The sequence below is a fragment of the Cobetia marina genome (assembly GCF_001720485.1).
Taxonomy (GTDB): domain Bacteria; phylum Pseudomonadota; class Gammaproteobacteria; order Pseudomonadales; family Halomonadaceae; genus Cobetia; species Cobetia marina.
This window is the reverse complement of record NZ_CP017114.1, coordinates 124,610-144,917: the sequence shown is the minus strand read 5'-3', so window position 1 is coordinate 144,917 and position 20,308 is coordinate 124,610. Positions and strand designations below refer to the sequence as shown.

Sequence of the window (20,308 nt, the reverse complement as noted above, 5' to 3'; positions counted from 1 at the left end):
CCTCAGCGAGCTTTCACAGCGGAACGCACGATCACTTCGCCGCCCGGAGCACCTGGAACGGCACCCTTGACCAACAGAAGATTGCGCTCAGCGTCGACGCGGACCACTTCCAGGCTCTGGACGGTGGAACGGACGTTGCCCATCTGGCCAGCCATCTTCTTACCTTTGAAGACGCGGCCCGGGGTCTGACAGTTACCGATGGAACCCGGCGCGCGGTGCGACAGTGAGTTACCGTGGGTAGCGTCTTGGGTGCGGAAGTTCCAGCGCTTAACTGCGCCCTGGAAACCTTTACCCTTGGAGGTGCCAGTCACGTCAATCTTCTGACCAGCTTCAAAGAGGGATACGGTGAGTTCGCCGCCCACTGCAGGAGCTTCATCGCCTTCTTCCAGGCGGAACTCCATCAGGGAACGACCAGCCTCAACACCCGCCTTGGCATACTGACCAGCAGTTGCCTTGGTGAGGTGCTTGGCCTTGCGGGAACCAGTTGTCACCTGAATCGCATTGTAGCCATCAGTCTCGACGGACTTGATGGTCACGATGCGGTTCGGCTCAACTTCAATCACGGTAACCGGCACGGATGCGCCAGCTTCGGTGAAGACGCGGGTCATCCCGGCCTTCTTACCGACTAAACCGATAGACATGTTCAGTCTCCTTTAGTGTACGGGGCTGTCACCCGCTATGGCTGCCCTTTCCAGAGCATTCCACTAGCACATTGTATGACGCCATCCCGGCGTGGCGGCTGCTGCTCCATCATTGAGAGCGCTGGGCCGCAGTGACTAGTGAGGTATCAGTCAACCTTGATCTGGACGTCCACACCGGCGGCCAGGTCAAGCTTCATCAGCGCGTCGACAGTCTTCTCTGTCGGCTCGACGATGTCGAGAACGCGCTTGTGGGTACGAATCTCATACTGGTCACGCGCGTCCTTGTTGACGTGCGGAGATACCAGGATGGTGTAACGCTCGCGACGGGTCGGCAGCGGGATCGGGCCACGAACCTGAGCACCGGTACGCTTTGCAGTTTCAACGATCTCTGCAGAGGACTGGTCGATCAGACGGTGGTCGAATGCTTTCAACCGGATGCGAATCTTCTGGTTTTGCATTGCCCAAAACTCCAATGGATGTCGACGGCGTAGGCCGTCACCCACGCATTCAAAGGATGCGCATTATAGGCAGACTGACATCAGGTGTCAAACATGCGAGAAAAGGGGGCCCAACAGGGCCCCCTTCTGTGTCAGGTAAGGAGAACCTTACTCGACAATCTTGGCCACGACGCCAGCGCCGACGGTACGACCGCCTTCACGGATAGCGAAGCGCAGACCATCTTCCATGGCGATCGGAGCGATCAGAGACACGACCATCTGGACGTTGTCGCCCGGCATGACCATCTCGACGCCTTCCGGCAGCTCACAGGTACCAGTGATGTCAGTGGTACGGAAGTAGAACTGCGGACGATAGCCCTTGAAGAACGGAGTGTGACGACCGCCTTCTTCCTTGGACAGAACGTAGACTTCTGCTTCGAACTTGGTGTGCGGCTTGATGGAGCCCGGCTTGGCCAGAACCTGACCACGCTCGACGTCATCACGCTTGGTGCCACGCAGCAGAGCGCCAACGTTCTCACCAGCACGACCTTCGTCCAGCAGCTTGCGGAACATCTCGACACCGGTAACGGTAGTCTTGGTGGTGTCACGCACGCCGATGATCTCGATCTCTTCGCCAGTCTTGACCAGACCACGCTCGATGCGGCCAGTCACGACGGTACCACGGCCAGAGATGGAGAAGACGTCTTCGATCGGCATCAGGAACGGCTGGTCGATAGCACGCTCCGGCTCCGGGATGTACGCATCCAGGGCCTTGATCAGGTTGGCAACGGCGGTAGTACCCATGCCGTTGTCGTCCTTGCCTTCCAGAGCCATCAGAGCAGAACCGATGACGATCGGAGTGTCGTCACCCGGGAAGTCGTACTCGCTCAGGAGTTCGCGCACTTCCATCTCGACCAGCTCGAGCAGTTCTTCGTCATCGACCATGTCAGCCTTGTTCAGGAAGACAACGATGAACGGAACGCCGACCTGACGGGACAGCAGGATGTGCTCGCGAGTCTGCGGCATGGGGCCGTCAGCTGCGGAACAGACCAGGATAGCGCCGTCCATCTGGGCAGCACCGGTGATCATGTTCTTGACGTAGTCAGCGTGACCCGGGCAGTCGACGTGCGCGTAGTGACGCACTTCGGACTGGTATTCCACGTGAGCGGTGGAGATGGTGATACCACGCTCACGCTCTTCCGGGGCGTTATCGATGGAGTCAAACGCACGCGCGTCACCACCGAAAACTTCTGCAGAGACACGAGTCAGTGCCGCAGTCAGAGTGGTCTTGCCGTGATCGACGTGACCAATGGTGCCGACGTTGACGTGCGGCTTCGAACGCTCAAATTTTTCCTTAGCCACTGCTATAACCTCTTTCGTTAGCTAATCGGTTACTTCTGGTTGATGACGGCTTCGACGATGCTGTTCGGCGCTTCGTCGTATTTCGCAAACTCCATGGAGTAGCTTGCGCGGCCCTGGGTCTGTGAGCGCAGGTCGGTCGCATAACCGAACATCTCACCCAGCGGCACCAGTGCATTGATGATCTTGCCAGTGGAAGAATCATCCATGCCCTGAACGAGGCCACGACGACGGTTCAGGTCGCCCATGACGTCACCCATGAAATCTTCAGGCGTGACGACTTCGACTTTCATGAGCGGCTCAAGCAGCACTGCACCCGCTTTCGGGGCACCGGCCTTGATCGCCATGGAAGAGGCAACCTTGAACGCGGTCTCGTTGGAGTCGACGTCGTGGTAGGAACCATCGAACAGCGTGACCTTGACGTCGATCATCGGATAACCGGCGATGACACCATTCTTGAGCTGCTCAGCGGCACCCTTCTCGACGGCCGGCACGTATTCCTTCGGAACCGCACCACCGACGATCTCGGACTCGAACTTGAAGGTCATTTCTTCGTCGTCGCCCTTGTCCTCTGCAGTCAGAGGCTCAATGCGAAGCCAGACGTGACCGAACTGACCACGACCACCGGACTGACGAACGAACTTGCCTTCCTGCTCGACCTTGGTGCGGATGGTCTCACGGTAAGCCACCTGCGGCTTGCCGATGTTCGCCTCGACATTGAACTCGCGACGCATGCGGTCAACGAGGATATCCAGGTGAAGCTCACCCATACCGGAGATGATGGTCTGACCAGACTCTTCGTCGGTCTCGACGCGGAAGGACGGATCTTCCTGGGCCAGCTTGCCCAGTGCGACACCCATCTTTTCCTGGTCGGCCTTGGACTTCGGCTCGACGGCGACGGAGATGACCGGCTCAGGGAATTCCATGCGCTCAAGCACGATCTTGTTGTCCGGATCACACAGGGTATCCCCGGTGGTCACGTCTTTCAGACCGATACATGCGGCGATATCGCCAGCATAGACTTCCTTGATCTCCTCACGAGAGTTGGAGTGCATCTGGACGATACGACCGACACGCTCCTTCTTGCTCTTGACGGAGTTGAAGACGCCATCGCCAGACTTCAGCACGCCCGAGTAGACGCGGATGAAGGTCAGGGTACCCACGAACGGGTCGGTCGCGATCTTGAACGCCAGCGCCGCGAACGGAGCCTTGTCGTCAGCTTCGCGGGTCTCGATGGTACCGTCCTTGTCGTCAAGCTCACCTTCGATGGCCTTGACTTCAAGCGGAGACGGCATGTATTCGATGACCGCATCCAGAACCGCCTGGACACCCTTGTTCTTGAAGGCAGAACCACAGGTCACGAGGCAGATTTCGTTGGCCAGGGTACGCTGACGCAGCGCAGCCTTGACTTCTTCCTCGGTCAGGTCGCCTTCTTCAAGGTACTTGTCCATCAGTTCTTCGGACGCTTCAGCAGCAGACTCGAGCATGTGCTCACGCCATTCGGCAGCTGTGTCTTGCAGCTCAGCCGGAATGTCGATCAGCTCATAGTTCATGCCGTGATTGTCTTCGTCCCAGACGATCGCCTTCATCTTGATCAGGTCGATGACGCCCTTGAACTCGTCTTCCGCGCCCCAGTTGATCTGGATCGGCACGGCGTTCGCGCCCAGGCGCTTGCGCACCTGTTCGACGACCATGAAGAAGTCCGCGCCAGCGCGGTCCATCTTGTTGACGAAGATCATGCGCGGAACTTCGTAACGGTTGGCCTGACGCCAGACAGTCTCTGTCTGCGGCTGGACACCGGAAGAACCACACAGCACCACGACCGCGCCATCGAGAACACGCAGTGAACGCTCGACTTCAACAGTGAAGTCAACGTGCCCCGGAGTATCGATGATGTTGATACGGTGCTCGTCGAACTGCTTGTTCATGCCCTGCCAGAAGCAGGTGGTCGCCGCAGAGGTGATCGTGATGCCACGTTCCTGTTCCTGCTCCATCCAGTCCATGGTGGCAGCACCATCGTGGACTTCGCCGACCTTGTGGGACAGGCCGGTGTAGAACAGGACGCGCTCGGTAGTGGTAGTCTTACCGGCGTCGACGTGGGCACAGATACCGATGTTGCGGTAACGCTTAAGTGGAGTCTTGCGTGCCACGGTGAGTATCCCCGTTGTTTAGAAGCGGTAGTGGGAGAAGGCCTTGTTGGCTTCTGCCATGCGGTGCACGTCTTCACGCTTCTTCACAGCAGAACCCTTGCCTTCAGCGGCATCCAGGATCTCGCCAGAGAGGCGCTGCACCATGGTCTTTTCGCCGCGCTTGCGCGCAGCGTCCACCAGCCAACGCATGGCCAGTGCCTGGCGACGGGACGGACGAACTTCGACCGGCACCTGGTAGGTAGCACCACCGACACGACGGGACTTCACCTCAACCATCGGCTGGATGGCTTCCAACGCCTTGTCGAAGAGATCCAGCGGCTCATCATTGGAGCGTTCGGCAACACGGTCGAGGGCACCGTAAACGATGCGCTCGGCTGCAGACTTCTTGCCGCTGATCATCAGGTGGTTCATGAACTTGGCCAGGCGCTCGCTTCCGAACTTCGGATCCGGCAGGATTTCGCGCTTAGCTGCTACACGTCTTCTAGGCATGATAAGCCCTCAGTAGAAGGGTCCTTCAGGTAAACCCGGGATGCCTCGCGATGGACGCGACACCCGACCTTACTCTTATCAGACCGATATTAAACTTTGAATTACGCCTTCGGACGCTTGGCGCCGTACTTGGAACGGCCCTGCTTACGGTTCTGCACGCCAGAGGTATCCAGTGCACCACGAACGGTGTGGTAACGGACACCCGGCAAATCCTTCACACGACCGCCACGGATCAGAACAACAGAGTGTTCCTGAAGGTTGTGACCTTCACCGCCGATGTAGGAAGAGACTTCGAAGCCGTTGGTCAGGCGAACACGGCAGACCTTACGGAGTGCGGAGTTCGGCTTCTTCGGGGTAGTGGTGTATACGCGAGTACACACGCCACGCTTCTGCGGGCATGCCTGCAGCGCAGGGACGTCACTCTTGGACGCCTGACGCTTGCGCGGCTTGCGCACGAGCTGGTTTACGGTTGCCATTTGCTTGCTCCAATGGGTTGTACTGCCTTCCAACAATCGGACAGGATGCACCTGCCCTACTGTTAAAGGCTGCATATTCTAGGGCTTGGGCCACAAGGGCGTCAACCCCGCCGTCAGCGACGGCGGGGCTCAAGACCTCAGAGGTCGTCGTCGTCCGCGTCGAGAGCGGTCAGCTGGGCACCCAGCTCCTGCTCGACGTCCTGTGCCGACGGGGCCGGTGCGAGCGGCAGGCCATCACGACGGCGGCGACGCTCATCGTGATAAGCCAGGCCAGTACCCGCCGGGATCAGGCGACCCACCACGACGTTCTCCTTCAGACCACGGAGATAATCGCGCTTGCCGGTGACAGAGGCTTCGGTCAGAACTCGTGTGGTCTCCTGGAAGGAGGCCGCCGAGATGAACGATTCTGTCGCCAGGCTCGCCTTGGTGATACCGAGCAGGATGCGGTCGAACTTGGCCGGGAACTTGCCTTCGGCCTCGAGACGCATGTTCTCTTCGACGACACGGGCGTATTCCACCTGGTCGCCGGTGATGAAGCTGGAATCGCCGGAATCGGTGATCTCCACCTTGCGCAGCATCTGACGCACGATGACTTCGATGTGCTTGTCGTTGATGCCGACACCCTGGAGGCGATAGACCTCCTGGACTTCGGTGGTGATGTACTTGGTCATTTCCGCGACGCCGAGCAGACGCAGGATATCGTGCGGATTGCTCGGGCCATCGGAGATGACCTCACCCTTCTCGACCGTTTCCCCTTCGAAGACGCTGATCTGGCGCCATTTCGGGATCAACAGCTCGAACGGGTCACCTTCGGCCGGCGTGATGGTCAGGCGACGCTTGCCCTTGGTTTCCTTGCCGAAGGTCACGGTACCGGAGATCTCGGCCAGGATGGCCGGTTCCTTCGGACGACGTGCTTCGAACAGGTCGGCAACGCGCGGCAGACCACCGGTGATGTCCTTGTTACCGGACGCTTCCATCGGGATACGTGCGATGACGTCACCCACACCGACGGCTGCGCCATTCTCGGCGGACACGACGGCATTGCCCGGCAGCAGGTACTGGACCGGCGTGTTGGAGCCCGGCAGTGTCACGTGCTTGCCACTGGAATCCACCAGCATGATCATCGGGCGCTTGTCACGTGCCGCGGACGGACGTGAGGCGCTCTCGATGACTTCGATGGAGGACAGGCCTGTCATCTCGTCGGTGGTACGGTTGATGGTCTGACCATCTTCCATGTCCGTGAACTGCACCTGACCCGCCACTTCGGCGACGATCGGGTGAGTGTGCGGATCCCACTTGGCGACGGACTGACCGGATTCGACCTTGTCACCGTCACGTACGGACAGCTCGGCACCATACGGCAGCTTGTAGAACTCACGCTCACGACCGTGATCGTCAGCGACAGCCAGCGCACTGGAACGCGAGACGACGATCAGCTTGCCATCCGCGCGCTCGACCGACTTGATGTTGTGCAGACGCACGTGGCCGCCGTGCTTGACCTGGACGCTATCCACGGCAGAAGCACGCGAGGCGGCACCACCGATGTGGAAGGTACGCATGGTCAGCTGGGTACCCGGCTCACCGATGGACTGTGCCGCGATGACACCGATGGCTTCACCGACGTTGACCTGATGGCCACGCGCCAGATCACGGCCATAACAGGCCGAGCAGACACCGTGCACGGTTTCACAGCCGATGGTGGTACGCACGATGATCTCATCGACGCCCATGGTATCGAGCTGTGCACACCAGGCTTCATCCAGCAGGGTGCCGCGTGCGATCAGGACCTCATCAGAGACCGGATCGACGACATCCTGTGCCACGACACGACCCAGCACACGCTGAGACAGCGGGACGATGATGTCACCGCCTTCGATGACCGGGTGCAGGATCAGACCTTCCTGAGTGCCACAATCCGCTTCGGTGATGACCAGATCCTGGGCAACATCGACCAGACGACGCGTCAGGTAACCGGAGTTGGCGGTCTTCAGTGCCGTATCCGCCAGACCCTTACGGGCACCGTGGGTGGAGATGAAGTACTGGAGTACGTTCAGACCTTCACGGAAGTTGGCGGTGATCGGCGTCTCGATGATCGAGCCATCCGGCTTGGCCATCAGGCCACGCATGCCGGCCAGCTGACGAATCTGGGCCGCGGAACCACGAGCACCGGAGTCAGCCATGATGAAGACGCTGTTGAACGACTCCTGCTCCATCGGCTTGCCGTCTTCGCCGTTGACCACTTCGCCCTTCCAGTTGACGACGGTCTCTTTCGAGATACCCGCCATCATCTCCTTGGCGACACGGTCGTTGGCACGCGCCCAGATATCGATGACCTTGTTGTACTTCTCGCCCGCGGTCACGAGACCGGAGGAGAACTGGTCTTCGATCTCTTTCACTTCGTCTTCGGCCGCGTCGATGATGACCTTCTTCGCGTCCGGAATGACGAAGTCGTTGACGCCGATGGAGGCGCCGGACCAGGTCGCGAGACGGAAGCCGGTGTACATCAGCTGGTCAGCGAAGATGACGGTGTCCTTCAGACCGACGCGACGGTACGCCTCGTTGATCAGACCGGAGATGGCTTTCTTCTTCATCACCTGGTTGATCAGCTCGAACGGCATGCCCTTCGGCAGAATGCGGAACAGCAGTGCGCGACCGATGGTGGTGTCGTGCAGGGACGTCTTCTCGTACAGCTCGCCGGATTCTTCATCCTTGAGCGTCTCGGTCAGACGGACCTTGACCATCGCGTGCAGGTGAGCGCTGTGCGTGCCGAAGGCGCGCTCGACTTCACCCAGGTTCGCGAAGGCCATGCCCTCACCCTTGGCACCGATCTTCTCGCGGGTCATGTAGTACAGACCCAGCACGACGTCCTGGGACGGCACGATGATCGGCTCGCCGTTGGCCGGCGACAGCACGTTGTTGGTCGACATCATCAACGCACGCGCTTCCAGCTGGGCTTCCAGCGTCAGCGGTACGTGGACGGCCATCTGGTCACCATCGAAGTCGGCGTTGTACGCCGCGCAGACCAGCGGGTGCAGCTGGATGGCCTTGCCTTCGATCAGCAGCGGCTCGAACGCCTGGATACCCAGACGGTGCAGAGTCGGGGCACGGTTCAGCAGCACCGGGTGCTCGCGGATGACGTCGGCGAGGAAATCCCAGACTTCCGGGGCTTCACGCTCGACCATCTTCTTGGCGGCCTTGATGGTGCTGGCGTGACCGGAGGCCTGCAGCTTGGCGTAGATGAACGGCTTGAACAGCTCAAGCGCCATCTTCTTCGGCAGACCACACTGGTGCAGACGCAGGGTCGGGCCGACGGTGATGACGGAACGACCGGAGTAGTCGACACGCTTGCCCAGCAGGTTCTGACGGAAACGACCCTGCTTGCCCTTGATCATGTCGGCCAGTGACTTCAGCGGACGCTTGTTGGAACCGGTGATGGCGCGACCGCGACGACCGTTGTCGAGCAGTGCATCCACGGATTCCTGCAGCATGCGCTTCTCGTTGCGCACGATGATGTCCGGCGCATTGAGGTCGAGCAGACGCTTGAGGCGGTTGTTGCGGTTGATCACGCGGCGATACAGATCGTTCAGATCCGAGGTCGCGAAGCGGCCGCCGTCCAGCGGTACCAGCGGACGCAGGTCCGGCGGCAGCACTGGCAGCACTTCCATGATCATCCAGCCCGGCTTGTTGCCGGAATAGTAGAAGGCTTCCAGCAGCTTGAGGCGCTTGGACAGCTTCTTGATCTTGGTCTCGGAGTTGGTCTGCGGAATCTCTTCGCGCAGGCGCTCGACCTCTTCTTCCAGCTCGATGTCCTCGAGCAGCGCCTTGATGGCCTCGGCACCCATGCGGGCATCGAAGTCATCGCCGAATTCTTCCAGCGCCTCGAAGTACTGCTCATCATTGAGCAGATGACCCTTCTCGAGGGTCGTCATGCCCGGATCGATGACCACGAAGCTTTCGAAGTACAGCACACGCTCGATATCACGCAGAGTCATGTCGAGCAGCATGCCGATACGGGACGGCAGCGACTTCAGGAACCAGATGTGCGCGACCGGGCTGGCCAGTTCGATGTGAGCCATACGCTCACGACGCACTGCCGCCTTGGTCACTTCAACGCCACACTTCTCACAGATGATGCCGCGATGCTTCATCCGCTTGTACTTGCCACACAGGCACTCGTAGTCCTTCACCGGGCCAAAGATCTTGGCACAGAAAAGACCATCACGTTCCGGCTTGAATGTCCGGTAGTTGATGGTTTCAGGCTTCTTCACTTCACCAAAAGACCACGAGCGAATCATGTCCGGAGACGCCAGGGTAATCTTGATGGCGTCGAATTCTTCGGACTGCGCCTGCGATTTGAGAACTTTCACCAAATCTTTCATGGGTCGCTCCGTTGCGGAGTTGTCATGGGCAAAGCCTGGCTGCTGACACCAGGCTTTGCGGACCGTCAATACTTGTGGCTTTTCGGCGTCAGCCTTCCAGCTCCATGTCGATACCCAGCGAGCGGATTTCCTTCACCAGCACGTTGAAGGATTCGGGCATGCCCGCCTGCATGGTGTGATCGCCATCTACGATGCTCTTGTACATCTTGGTACGGCCTTCCACGTCATCGGACTTGACCGTGAGCATCTCCTGGAGGGTGTAGGCAGCGCCGTACGCCTCGAGGGCCCAGACCTCCATCTCACCGAAGCGCTGACCACCAAACTGCGCCTTACCACCCAGCGGCTGCTGCGTGACGAGGGAGTAGGAGCCGGTCGAACGCGCATGCATCTTGTCATCCACCAGGTGGTTGAGCTTGAGCATGTACATGTAACCGACGGTCACCTTGCGATCGAACTTCTCGCCGGTGCGGCCATCGTAGAGGTCCATCTGTCCGGAATCAGGGATACCGGCCAGCGTGAGCAACTGCTTGATCTCGTGTTCCTTGGCGCCATCGAAGACCGGCGTCGCCATCGGCACGCCCTTCTTCAGGTTGTGCGCCATGGTGATGATCTCGTCATCGCTGAGCACGGAGAGGTCTTCCTGGCGGCCACCGACGGTGTTGTACACCTTGTCGAGGAACTCGCGGATCTGCTTGACCTGCTCGGCACGCTCTTCGCGCAGCATGTGCTCGATCTTCACGCCCAGACCACGCGCGGCCATGCCGAGGTGGGTCTCGAGGATCTGACCGACGTTCATGCGCGACGGAACACCCAGCGGGTTCAGCACGACATCTACCGGCTCGCCGTAACCATCGAACGGCATGTCTTCCACCGGCATGATCGCGGAGATGACACCCTTGTTACCGTGACGACCGGCCATCTTGTCACCCGGCTGGATACGGCGCTTCACGGCGACGTATACCTTGACGATCTTGAGCACGCCCGGTGCCAGATCATCGCCCTGGGTGAGCTTGCGCTTCTTGTCTTCGAAGCGCTCGTCCATCTCGCGACGACGGATCTCGAGCTGCTCATCGGCCTGGGCCAGCAGCTCATTGAGAGATTCATCCTGCAGACGCAGCTTGAACCACTCCTGACGCGGCAGGGCCTCGAGGTAGTCATCGGTCAGCACGTCGCCCTTCTTGAGCTTCGGACCACCGTTGACCGCCTGACCGACCAGGTTGCGCTGCAGACGCTCGAAGGTCGCCTCTTCCGCGATGCGGTAGGTTTCCTGCAGGTCCTTGCGGACCTCGGCCAGCTGCATCTGCTCGATGGAGAGCGCACGCTGATCCTTCTCGACGCCGTCACGGGTGAAGACCTGAACGTCGATGACGGTGGCCTTCATGCCGGTCGGGGCACGCAGAGAGGTGTCCTTCACGTCGGACGCCTTCTCGCCGAAGATGGCACGCAGCAGCTTCTCTTCCGGCGTCAGCTGGGTCTCGCCCTTCGGCGTGACCTTGCCGACCAGGATGTCGCCCGGATTCAGCTCGGCACCGATGTAGACGACACCGGACTCATCCAGCTTGGAGAGTGCGGACTCGCCGACGTTCGGGATATCGGACGTGATTTCTTCCGGCCCGAGCTTGGTGTCACGCGCGACACAGGTCAGTTCCTGGATGTGGATGGTGGTGAAGCGATCCTCCTGCACCACACGCTCCGAGAACAGGATGGAGTCCTCGAAGTTGAAGCCGTTCCAGGGCATGAACGCCAGACGCATGTTCTGACCCAGTGCCAGATCCCCCATGTCGACGGACGGGCCGTCGGCCAGGATATCGCCGATGGCGACTTCGTCGCCCGGGCGCACGATCGGACGCTGGTTCTGACAGGTGTTCTGGTTCGAGCGGACGTACTTGGTCAGGTTGTAGATATCAACGCCGGCTTCACCGCCGATGATCTCTTCTTCCCGCACACGCACGACGATACGCTTGGCATCGACGGAGTCGATGACGCCGCCACGACGTGCCACGGCGCAGACGCCGGAGTCACGCGCCACGAAGCGCTCCATGCCGGTACCGACCAGCGGCTTGTCAGCCTTCAGGGTCGGAACGGCCTGACGCTGCATGTTCGCACCCATCAGGGCGCGGTTGGCATCATCGTGCTCGAGGAACGGGATCAATGCCGCAGCGACGGAGACGACCTGACGCGGAGACACGTCCATCATGGTGACCTTTTCCGGCGCCATGAAGGTAGTCTCGCCACGGTGACGCACCTGAACCAGGTCGTCGACCAGACGGTTGTTCTCGTCGACGGTCGCGGAGGCCTGGGCGATGATGAAATCGCCTTCCTCGATCGCGGACAGATCGACGACGTCGTCGGTGACCTGACAATCCACGACCTTGCGGTACGGCGTCTCGAGGAAGCCATAGCTGTTGGTCTTGGAGTAGGTCGCCAGGGAGTTGATCAGACCGATGTTCGGGCCTTCCGGCGTCTCGATCGGGCACAGACGGCCGTAGTGCGTGGCGTGAACGTCACGAACTTCGAAGCCGGCGCGCTCACGGGTCAGACCACCCGGACCAAGCGCGGAGACACGGCGCTTGTGCGTCACTTCGGACAGCGGGTTGTTCTGATCCATGAACTGGGAGAGCTGGCTGGAACCGAAGAATTCCTTCACCGCCGCCGCAACCGGCTTGGCGTTGATGAGATCCTGCGGCATCAGGCCTTCGCTCTCGGCCATGGAGAGACGCTCCTTGACCGCACGCTCGACACGGACCAGACCGACACGGAACTGGTTTTCCGCCATTTCGCCCACAGAGCGAATGCGACGGTTGCCCAGGTGGTCGATGTCATCGACATCGCCATTGCCGTTACGGATGCTGATCAGTTCCTGCATGACGGTCAGGATATCGTCCTGATCGAGCACGCCGCTGCCGGTATCGCTTTCGCGACGCAGGCGACGGTTGAACTTCATGCGACCCACGCCCGACAGGTCGTAGCGGTCTTCGCTGAAGAACAGGTTCTGGAACAGTGATTCTGCCGCGTCCTTGGTGGGCGGCTCGCCCGGACGCATCATGCGGTAGATCTCGACCAGTGCCTCGAGCTGGTTACGCGTGGTATCCAGCTTCAATGTGTCAGACACGAACGGACCGCAATCCAGATCGTTGGTGTAGATGACCTCGAACTGGGTGATCTTGGCCTGGGCCATCTTCTCCAGCAGTTCCGGGGTGATCTCGCTGTTGCATTCGCACACCAGCTCACCGGTGGCCGGATCGATCTGATCCTTGGCCAGCACCTTGCCGTAGAGGTACTCCATCGGCACTTCGAGACGCTCGAGGCCGGAGTTTTCCATCTGACGGACGTGCTTCTGGGTGATGCGACGACCTTCTTCCACGATCACGCTGCCATCGGCATCCTTGATGTCGAAGGCGGCAGTCTCGCCACGCAGGCGTGACGGCACCAGCTCAACGGAGAAGCCGCTGCGCTCGATGTGGTACATGGTGGTATCGAAGAAGGTACCGAGGATCTCTTCGCTGGTCATGCCCATGGCACGCAGCAGCACGGAGGCCGGCAGCTTGCGACGACGGTCGATACGGACGTAGACGTTGTCCTTCGGGTCAAACTCGAAGTCCAGCCAGGAACCGCGGTAAGGAATCACACGTGCGGAGTACAGCAACTTGCCGGACGAGTGGCTCTTGCCCTTGTCGTGATCGAAGAACACACCCGGCGAGCGATGCAGCTGAGACACGATGACACGTTCAGTACCATTGATGACGAAGGTACCGTTCTCTGTCATCAGGGGGATTTCCCCCATGTAGACTTCCTGCTCCTTGATGTCCTTGATCGCCTTGTTGGACGATTCCTTGTCGTAGATCATCAGGCGCACTTTCACGCGCAGCGGTGCAGAGTAGGTCACTCCGCGCAGCTGACATTCCTTTACGTCGAACGCCGGCGTACCGAAACGGTAGCTGACATACTCGAGCGCTGCGTTGCCAGAGAAACTGGCAATCGGGAACACGGACTTGAAGGCAGCGTGAAGGCCGACTTCCAGGCGCTGTTCTGGCGCCCTGTCCTGCTGGAGAAAGTCGTGGTAGGAATCAAGCTGGATGGCCAGCAGGTAAGGCACATCCATCACTTGGGGCAGTTTGCCAAAATCCTTGCGGATGCGTTTTTTCTCAGTGTATGAGTAAGCCATCTGTATTCCCCAGCTTGTTCACCTTGGGTGACCGATGCGTGGTCGGCTCATACCTGATGGCGCGGCGATGTCCATCAGGCGCGGACGGCAAGCCTCCCTTGCGGGCTGGCTCGCCGTCATAATTCGTCTTGCAACAGAAAAAGGCTGGTGGCGGAGTCCGCCACCAGCCAGGAAGCTTACGCAGCGTGCGTAGCCTGGAACACGAGTTACTTGAGTTCCACGGACGCGCCAGCTTCTTCCAGCTTCTTCTTCGCTTCTTCAGCGTCTTCCTTGCTCACGCCTTCTTTCAGGGTGGCCGGAGCGCCGTCAACAGCTGCCTTGGCTTCTTTCAGGCCCAGGCCAGTCAGTTCGCGAACAGCCTTGATGACGTTGACTTTCTTGTCACCAGCAGCAGTCAGAACGATGTCGAACTCGGTCTGTTCTTCAGCGGCTTCACCTGCAGCGGCCGGGCCAGCAACGACGGCGGCAGCGGCAGAAACGCCGAACTTCTCTTCCATTGCTTCGATCAGCTCAGCCACTTCCATGACGGTCATGTCAGCGACGGCGTTGATGATGTCTTCTTTGGTCAGTGCCATTTTAGCAATCCTAAACTTTGCGGAGCAAAGATGCTCGGTCAAACGGAAATCGATTCAGGCTGCACGAGACAGCCAGGAGGAAGAAGCGACGCTTACGCGGCGGCTTCGGCTTCCTGCTTCTGATCGCGCAGTGCTGCGATAGTACGGACCAGCTTGCCTGCAGAAGCTTCCTTCATGACAGACAGCAGCTTGGACAGTGCTTCGTCGCGGGTCGGCAGAGATGCCAGACGGTCGATGTTGGCCGCCGGGATGAACTCGCCTTCGTAGGCCAGTGCCTTGACTTCGAATGCCTCGACCTTCTTGGCAAATTCCTTGAACAGACGAGCGCCAGCGCCCGGGTGTTCCATGGAGAATGCAAGCAGGGTCGGGCCGACGAAGGACTCGTTCAGCACCTCATAAGAGGTACCGGACAGCGCACGGCGAGCCAGGGTGTTGCGAACAACACGCAGCTGGACGCCCGCTTCGCGGCACTGCTTGCGCAATTCGGTCATTGCGCCAACAGTTACACCACGAGAGTCGGCAGCGACTACGGAGAGAGCACCCTTGGCGGTTTCGCTGACCTCAGCAACAATTGCCTTCTTGTCTTCGAGACCTAAAGCCACGGTGTTGACTCCATTTCGTGCCGGGGAACGAATTCCCCAGTGGTTTACCATCTCTCTCACCTGAACTGCGCGGGAGAGTCTTGGAGGATGGCTGCCACCAGCGAGGCTGGGACACCATCTGCGCAGGCTGCGCGCGATGCAGGCATCACGTCGCGATTAAGCCAGCCCTGCCACCGAAGCGACAAGGCTGGCACCTGCGGTCTTTGACGGCGCCCCGCGGCTGAGCACGGGGACCGCAAAGTGAAACATTCTGTGACTGCCTTACGCGTACTTGGCGTGATCGACGGTCAGACCCGGGCCCATGGTGCTGGACAGGGTGATCTTCTTCAGGTAGATACCTTTGGAAGTGCTCGGCTTCAGCTTCTTCACTTCGGCGACCAGGGCGTCGATGTTACCCTGAATCGCGTCTGCACTGAAGTCGATCTTGCCGATACCGGCGTGAATGATGCCGTTCTTGTCAGTACGGAAACGCACCTGACCTGCCTTGGCATTCTTCACGGCAGTCGCGACGTCCGGCGTCACGGTACCGACTTTCGGGTTCGGCATCAGGCCGCGCGGGCCGAGGATCTGACCCAGCTGACCGACGACGCGCATGGCGTCCGGAGAAGCGATGACGACGTCGAAGTCCATCACGCCTTTCTTGACCTGCTCAGCAAGATCGTCCATGCCGACGACGTCTGCACCGGCTTCCTTCGCTGCTTCAGCGTTGGCGCCCTGGGTGAAGACAGCGACACGCACGTCGTTACCGGTGCCGTTCGGCATGACGGTAGCGCCGCGAACGACCTGGTCGGATTTACGCGGATCGACACCCAGATTCAGAGAGACTTCAACAGTCTCCTTGAACTTGACGGTGGACAGCTCGGACAGCAGGGCGACAGCTTCTTCGACGCTGTAGACCTTGCCGGATTCGACTTTTGCGTTGATCGCCTGGGCGCGCTTTGAAATCTTGGCCATGATCAAAGACCCTCCACGTTCAGGCCCATGCTACGGGCAGTACCGGCGATGGTGCGAACAGCAGCGTCCAGATTGGAAGCTGTCAGATCCGGCTCCTTGGTGGTCGCGATCTCTTCGAGCTGAGCGCGAGTCACGGTACCGACCTTCTTCTTGTTCGGCTCGCCAGAACCGGACTTCAGACCAGCAGCCTTCAGCAGCAGGACGGCGGCAGGCGGCGTCTTGGTGACGAAGGTGAAGCTGCGGTCGGAATACACGGTGATGACCACAGGAGTCGGGAGGCCCGGCTCGACGTTCTGGGTAGCGGCGTTGAACGCTTTACAGAACTCCATGATGTTGACACCGTGCTGACCGAGGGCAGGACCCACGGGCGGGCTCGGGTTAGCTTTACCGGCTGCGACCTGCAGCTTGATGTAAGCCTGTACTTTCTTGGCCATGATAGGACTCCATTTTGGGTGGTAGCGCCTTGCGGCTCCCCGTGAAACCGGGCCGCCTCAGGCGACCCGTCGTGTTGCCGTGATGCTCGTATCCAGACAGGAAAGGTGATCCAGAGATCAGTCCTTCTCGACCTGCGAGAACTCGAGCTCCACTGGCGTGGCACGCCCAAAGATCAGCACGCTGACCTGCAGACGGCTCTTTTCGTAATTCACTTCTTCGACGACGCCATTGAAATCGGCGAAAGGACCGTCGGTGACGCGCACTGTCTCGCCCGGCTCGAAGAGAGTCTTCGGACGCGGCTTGTCAGTACCGTCCTGAACGCGACGCAACATGGCGTCGGCTTCTTTCTGGGTGATCGCAGCCGGCTTCTCCGGCGTGCCACCGATGAACCCCATGACGCGCGGGGTTTCATTCACCAGGTGCCAGGACTGATCATTCATGTCCATCTCGACCAGCACGTAGCCTGGATAGAACTTGCGCTCACTCTTGCGGCGCTTGCCGTCACGCATCTCGACGATTTCTTCCACAGGCACCAGGATCTCACCGAAGTGTTCTTCCATGGCATACAGCTTCACACGCTCATTCAGGGAGCGCATGACCTGCTTTTCGAAACCGGAATAGGCGTGTATGACATACCAACGCTTGGACATGGAAACTCCGTTAACTGACGATGCCGGACATCAGCCAGCCGAGGGTGGTATCGATGAGCCATAGCAACAGGCCCACGATAAGCACGGCACCCAGCACGATGGCAGTTGTCTGGACAGTTTCCTGTCGGGTCGGCCAAACGACGCGCTGGATCTCGCGGCGCGCACTGCTTGCCAGCTCGACGACATCACGACCCTTGTTGGTCGTGATGGCCAGAGCAGCCGCTGCAACGCCAAGCACGACGACGCCAAGCACGCGATAAAGCAGCGCTTGGTCAGCAAAATAGGCGTTGCCGGCAACAGCCAGCACAAGAAGAATGACAACGACCGACCACTTGAATCCGTCGTGGCGCGCTTCCTGCACCTCGGCGTTCTGTTTCATCAAAGAGACTCCTCAAGGGTGCAGCGATCGCTAGAATCGAGAATCGGTAAGAAGTCGAATACCATCCTGGGGAAGGATGGCAGGCCAGGAGGGAATCGAACCCCCAACCTGCGGTTTTGGAGACCGCTGCTCTGCCAATTGAGCTACTGGCCTGTAACACTTGCGTGTTCCAGAGACTAAAAACAAGGCTGAATTAACAGCGGGCGCCATCATAGCTGAGACAACCCATACTGACAAGCCTTATCTTTGACCGCGACCTGGGAGGTCGTCGGAAACGAAAAAGACGAGCCAAACTGCGACTCGCCTTTCCGTTGTATGGAGCTCGTGGGCGGATTTGAACCGCCGACCTCACCCTTACCAAGGGTGTGCTCTACCCCTGAGCTACACGAGCAAAACCTTTGCGCAATCTCGTCAGACGAGATGAACTGGAGCGGGCAGCGGGAATCGAACCCGCGTCATCAGCTTGGAAGGCTGAGGTTCTACCATTAAACTATGCCCGCTTTCCAACTCTTGCTGCCCTGATGAACATGCCATCATGAGCGAATCTGGTGGTGGGGGAAGGATTCGAACCTTCGAAGCTTTCGCGGCAGATTTACAGTCTGCTCCCTTTGGCCACTCGGGAACCCCACCTCTTCTATGGCGACAAATCTTACGTCGCTTGGGATACGCTGTCAAGTGCTTGATTTCTTTTGACTTCAAGCGCTTGAGGGAATGTATCTCCTCAGAACGGGGCGTAGTATGTCAAAGCATCTGGGTAAGTGCAAGCCCTGAGCGAAGTTTTTCCAGATCAGCAACGCGCGGCTGCTCCGGCGCGCCTGACAGGCGTCCGGCACGCTCCGCCGCTGTCAGCGGGAAAAGCGCCTCGAGACCGGCATAGACCATGTCCGGCCATAATGCATGAGGAACCCGCAGGCCTCTCGCTACCACGCGTGCATCCCCTCCGGTCAGCAACAGCGGCAGCGCGACCCCCTCACGATCACACACCTCGGCATACAACCGATTGACGGCACTGACCGCCGCCATGTAGATCCCGTGATTGACCGCCTCCACCGTATTGCGTCCCGGCGCCAGCAGGCTGTCCACCTCACTGTCCGGGTCGATGGCCACGTTGCGCGTCCCCAGCTTGAGGCTCTCCTTCATCAGGCGTAGCCCGGGAATGATATAGCCCCCGAGATGCTTCCCGCCCGGCAACACGAAATCCACGGTAATGGCGCTTCCACAGTCCACACTGCAACATCCGCCGGTCAGATGATGCCCGGCAAGCGCGCCAAGCCAGCGATCCACCCCCAATCGCTGCGGCTCTTCATACCCGCAGGTGACCCCCAGCGCCTCACGTGTCGAGCGTGCCACATGCACTGCCCCGACCTGCTTGCGCAGCAGCTCGACGGTCTCATCCAATACCTGCTTGCGCGCCACGCTGGAAATGCGCACTGCCGTGACGACGTCCAGATCGGGAATATCCTCCCCTGGACGCCACTCTTCACGTGTCCATACTGCGCCGCGTGAGCGGATCTCGCTGGAGACAGTGTCCTTGAGACGCCACTTGGACAAGGTGTTGCCGATATCAAGATCCAGAATCATGAGACAGCGCGCAGACTGATCTCGCCACCGGCGAGTGTGATGGTTTCGCCATTCATGCGCACCTCGAGATTTCCGTTGATATCCACACCTTCAGCGATGGCTTCCTCCCGCTTGTCGCCTCGCAGAATCACCACATCGCGCCCCTTGAACGCATTGCGCTCATTCCAGCGCTGCTGCCAGGCAGAGAACCCTTCAGCTTCGAACTCAGGCAACAGGGCCAGCAGCGACTCCATCAGGCGAGCCGCATAAGCGTTGCGTGAAGCGCCCGGGATGATGTCACGTACCGCCGCGACCGATTGCCCGATATCCTCGCGATGACTCGCCGGCAACTCGATGTTCAACCCGATACCGATCACGACATCACAAGGCCCGGAGACATCACCTGTCACCTCGACCAGAATGCCGGCAATCTTCGGCTGGTCCTTCTGTATCTGAAGCAGGACGTCATTCGGCCACTTCAGGCGCGCAGGCAACCCATCCGCCTCCAGCACCTCGGCGACGGCCACGCCGATCGCCAGGCTCAAGCCTTCCAGTGACGCGGCACCTGACTCGAAGCGCCAACCAAGTGAGAAGACCAGGCTGCGGCCCCATGGCGTCTGCCACTCGCGACCACGACGACCCCGCCCGGCAGACTGCACCTCAGCCAGGCAGACCTCTGCATGACCCGCTCCCTGGCGAAAGCGCTCACGGATGAAGGTATTGGTGGAATCCAACGATTCCTCGATGAACAGGCGCTTCAGATGCTTGCGAGTCTCGCGTGGCAGCGCTTCGATGATCCGCTGTCCATCAAGCAACTCGATAGGGTTGGCCAGTCGATAGCCCAACCCCTTCACAGCCTCAAGCGGGATATCAAGCGCCTCAAGTTTCTTGAGCTGCTTCCAGACCGCCGTACGCGACACCCCGAGCTCTTCGCCCAGGGCCTCTCCGGAGTGGTAGTCACCATCTCCGAGCAGGCGAATGAGATCACGGATGGTCATGCGGGGAGCGTCCCTGTGCAAAAGGGCACATTCTATCGGATTCATGGGCTTGCGAGCCA

The 20,308-nt window shown here is 59.7% G+C and carries 16 protein-coding genes and 4 tRNA genes; all 20 read right to left on the bottom strand.

Features of this window, described 5'->3' with window-relative positions:
- Positions 1 to 2 precede the first annotated feature (2 nt).
- Positions 3 to 641, bottom strand: a complete 639-nt coding sequence (rplC, locus tag BFX80_RS00600) for a 50S ribosomal protein L3 (protein WP_065392569.1) — start codon at positions 639 to 641, stop codon at positions 3 to 5.
- Positions 642 to 787: 146 nt separating this feature from the next.
- On the bottom strand, positions 788 to 1,099 hold the full coding sequence (gene rpsJ / locus BFX80_RS00595; protein WP_024950650.1) for a 30S ribosomal protein S10: 312 nt from the start codon (positions 1,097 to 1,099) through the stop codon (positions 788 to 790).
- 147 nt (positions 1,100 to 1,246) lie between these two features.
- The gene (gene tuf, locus BFX80_RS00590) at positions 1,247 to 2,440 is read right to left on the bottom strand and encodes an elongation factor Tu (protein WP_065392570.1); all 1,194 of its coding nucleotides are present in this window, start codon (positions 2,438 to 2,440) and stop codon (positions 1,247 to 1,249) included.
- A 29-nt stretch (positions 2,441 to 2,469) separates the two neighbouring features.
- The gene (fusA, locus tag BFX80_RS00585; protein ID WP_065392571.1) at positions 2,470 to 4,587 is read right to left on the bottom strand and encodes an elongation factor G; all 2,118 of its coding nucleotides are present in this window, start codon (positions 4,585 to 4,587) and stop codon (positions 2,470 to 2,472) included.
- Positions 4,588 to 4,605: 18 nt separating this feature from the next.
- Complete coding sequence (rpsG, locus tag BFX80_RS00580) at positions 4,606 to 5,076, bottom strand: 30S ribosomal protein S7 (protein ID WP_043334878.1); 471 nt, start codon at positions 5,074 to 5,076, stop codon at positions 4,606 to 4,608.
- Between the two features lie 101 nt (positions 5,077 to 5,177).
- Positions 5,178 to 5,552 carry a 30S ribosomal protein S12 gene (rpsL, locus tag BFX80_RS00575; RefSeq protein ID WP_077373348.1) on the bottom strand — a complete coding sequence of 125 codons (375 nt, stop codon included), beginning with the start codon at positions 5,550 to 5,552 and terminating at the stop codon, positions 5,178 to 5,180.
- Positions 5,553 to 5,689: 137 nt separating this feature from the next.
- On the bottom strand, positions 5,690 to 9,931 hold the full coding sequence (rpoC, locus tag BFX80_RS00570; protein WP_077373345.1) for a DNA-directed RNA polymerase subunit beta': 4,242 nt from the start codon (positions 9,929 to 9,931) through the stop codon (positions 5,690 to 5,692).
- Positions 9,932 to 10,019: 88 nt separating this feature from the next.
- Positions 10,020 to 14,096 carry a DNA-directed RNA polymerase subunit beta gene (gene rpoB, locus BFX80_RS00565; protein WP_077373342.1) on the bottom strand — a complete coding sequence of 1,359 codons (4,077 nt, stop codon included), beginning with the start codon at positions 14,094 to 14,096 and terminating at the stop codon, positions 10,020 to 10,022.
- Between the two features lie 206 nt (positions 14,097 to 14,302).
- Entirely contained in the window at positions 14,303 to 14,671 is a 369-nt protein-coding gene (gene rplL, locus BFX80_RS00560) for a 50S ribosomal protein L7/L12 (RefSeq protein WP_043334886.1), read from the bottom strand.
- 92 nt (positions 14,672 to 14,763) lie between these two features.
- Positions 14,764 to 15,273, bottom strand: coding sequence for a 50S ribosomal protein L10 (gene rplJ, locus BFX80_RS00555; RefSeq protein ID WP_065392618.1), 510 nt, complete (start codon positions 15,271 to 15,273; stop codon positions 14,764 to 14,766).
- 261 nt (positions 15,274 to 15,534) lie between these two features.
- Positions 15,535 to 16,227, bottom strand: a complete 693-nt coding sequence (rplA, locus tag BFX80_RS00550) for a 50S ribosomal protein L1 (protein WP_065392620.1) — start codon at positions 16,225 to 16,227, stop codon at positions 15,535 to 15,537.
- Between the two features lie 2 nt (positions 16,228 to 16,229).
- A complete protein-coding gene (rplK, locus tag BFX80_RS00545) occupies positions 16,230 to 16,661 on the bottom strand; it encodes a 50S ribosomal protein L11 (protein WP_043334893.1) in 432 nt (143 codons plus the stop codon).
- A gap of 117 nt (positions 16,662 to 16,778) precedes the next feature.
- The gene (nusG, locus tag BFX80_RS00540; RefSeq protein WP_065392619.1) at positions 16,779 to 17,312 is read right to left on the bottom strand and encodes a transcription termination/antitermination protein NusG; all 534 of its coding nucleotides are present in this window, start codon (positions 17,310 to 17,312) and stop codon (positions 16,779 to 16,781) included.
- A gap of 10 nt (positions 17,313 to 17,322) precedes the next feature.
- Positions 17,323 to 17,691, bottom strand: coding sequence for a preprotein translocase subunit SecE (gene secE / locus BFX80_RS00535; RefSeq protein ID WP_043334897.1), 369 nt, complete (start codon positions 17,689 to 17,691; stop codon positions 17,323 to 17,325).
- 77 nt (positions 17,692 to 17,768) lie between these two features.
- Positions 17,769 to 17,844, bottom strand: a tRNA-Trp gene (locus tag BFX80_RS00530).
- Between the two features lie 163 nt (positions 17,845 to 18,007).
- A tRNA-Thr gene (locus tag BFX80_RS00525) sits at positions 18,008 to 18,082 on the bottom strand.
- A gap of 35 nt (positions 18,083 to 18,117) precedes the next feature.
- A tRNA-Gly gene (locus BFX80_RS00520) sits at positions 18,118 to 18,191 on the bottom strand.
- Between the two features lie 46 nt (positions 18,192 to 18,237).
- Positions 18,238 to 18,321 (bottom strand) — tRNA-Tyr (locus BFX80_RS00515).
- Between the two features lie 111 nt (positions 18,322 to 18,432).
- A complete protein-coding gene (locus tag BFX80_RS00510) occupies positions 18,433 to 19,272 on the bottom strand; it encodes a type III pantothenate kinase (protein ID WP_077373339.1) in 840 nt (279 codons plus the stop codon).
- Positions 19,269 to 20,249 carry a biotin--[acetyl-CoA-carboxylase] ligase gene (locus tag BFX80_RS00505; protein WP_077373336.1) on the bottom strand — a complete coding sequence of 327 codons (981 nt, stop codon included), beginning with the start codon at positions 20,247 to 20,249 and terminating at the stop codon, positions 19,269 to 19,271. Before BFX80_RS00505 ends, BFX80_RS00510 begins: the two co-directional genes overlap by 4 nt.
- Positions 20,250 to 20,308: the final 59 nt, after the last annotated feature.

What these genes read in the sequence shown, in the direction of transcription:
- BFX80_RS00510 (WP_077373339.1), bottom strand. Translation starts at nt 19,272, where the DNA reads ATGATTCTGGATCTTGATATCGGCAACACCTTGTCCAAGTGGCGTCTC.
- rplK (WP_043334893.1), bottom strand. Translation starts at nt 16,661, where the DNA reads ATGGCCAAGAAAGTACAGGCTTACATCAAGCTGCAGGTCGCAGCCGGT.
- secE (WP_043334897.1), bottom strand. Translation starts at nt 17,691, where the DNA reads ATGAAACAGAACGCCGAGGTGCAGGAAGCGCGCCACGACGGATTCAAG.
- rplA (WP_065392620.1), bottom strand. Translation starts at nt 16,227, where the DNA reads ATGGCCAAGATTTCAAAGCGCGCCCAGGCGATCAACGCAAAAGTCGAA.
- rplL (WP_043334886.1), bottom strand. Translation starts at nt 14,671, where the DNA reads ATGGCACTGACCAAAGAAGACATCATCAACGCCGTCGCTGACATGACC.
- rpoC (WP_077373345.1), bottom strand. Translation starts at nt 9,931, where the DNA reads ATGAAAGATTTGGTGAAAGTTCTCAAATCGCAGGCGCAGTCCGAAGAA.
- rpsL (WP_077373348.1), bottom strand. Translation starts at nt 5,552, where the DNA reads ATGGCAACCGTAAACCAGCTCGTGCGCAAGCCGCGCAAGCGTCAGGCG.
- rplC (WP_065392569.1), bottom strand. Translation starts at nt 641, where the DNA reads ATGTCTATCGGTTTAGTCGGTAAGAAGGCCGGGATGACCCGCGTCTTC.
- BFX80_RS00505 (WP_077373336.1), bottom strand. Translation starts at nt 20,249, where the DNA reads ATGACCATCCGTGATCTCATTCGCCTGCTCGGAGATGGTGACTACCAC.
- rpsJ (WP_024950650.1), bottom strand. Translation starts at nt 1,099, where the DNA reads ATGCAAAACCAGAAGATTCGCATCCGGTTGAAAGCATTCGACCACCGT.
- rpoB (WP_077373342.1), bottom strand. Translation starts at nt 14,096, where the DNA reads ATGGCTTACTCATACACTGAGAAAAAACGCATCCGCAAGGATTTTGGC.
- rpsG (WP_043334878.1), bottom strand. Translation starts at nt 5,076, where the DNA reads ATGCCTAGAAGACGTGTAGCAGCTAAGCGCGAAATCCTGCCGGATCCG.
- nusG (WP_065392619.1), bottom strand. Translation starts at nt 17,312, where the DNA reads ATGTCCAAGCGTTGGTATGTCATACACGCCTATTCCGGTTTCGAAAAG.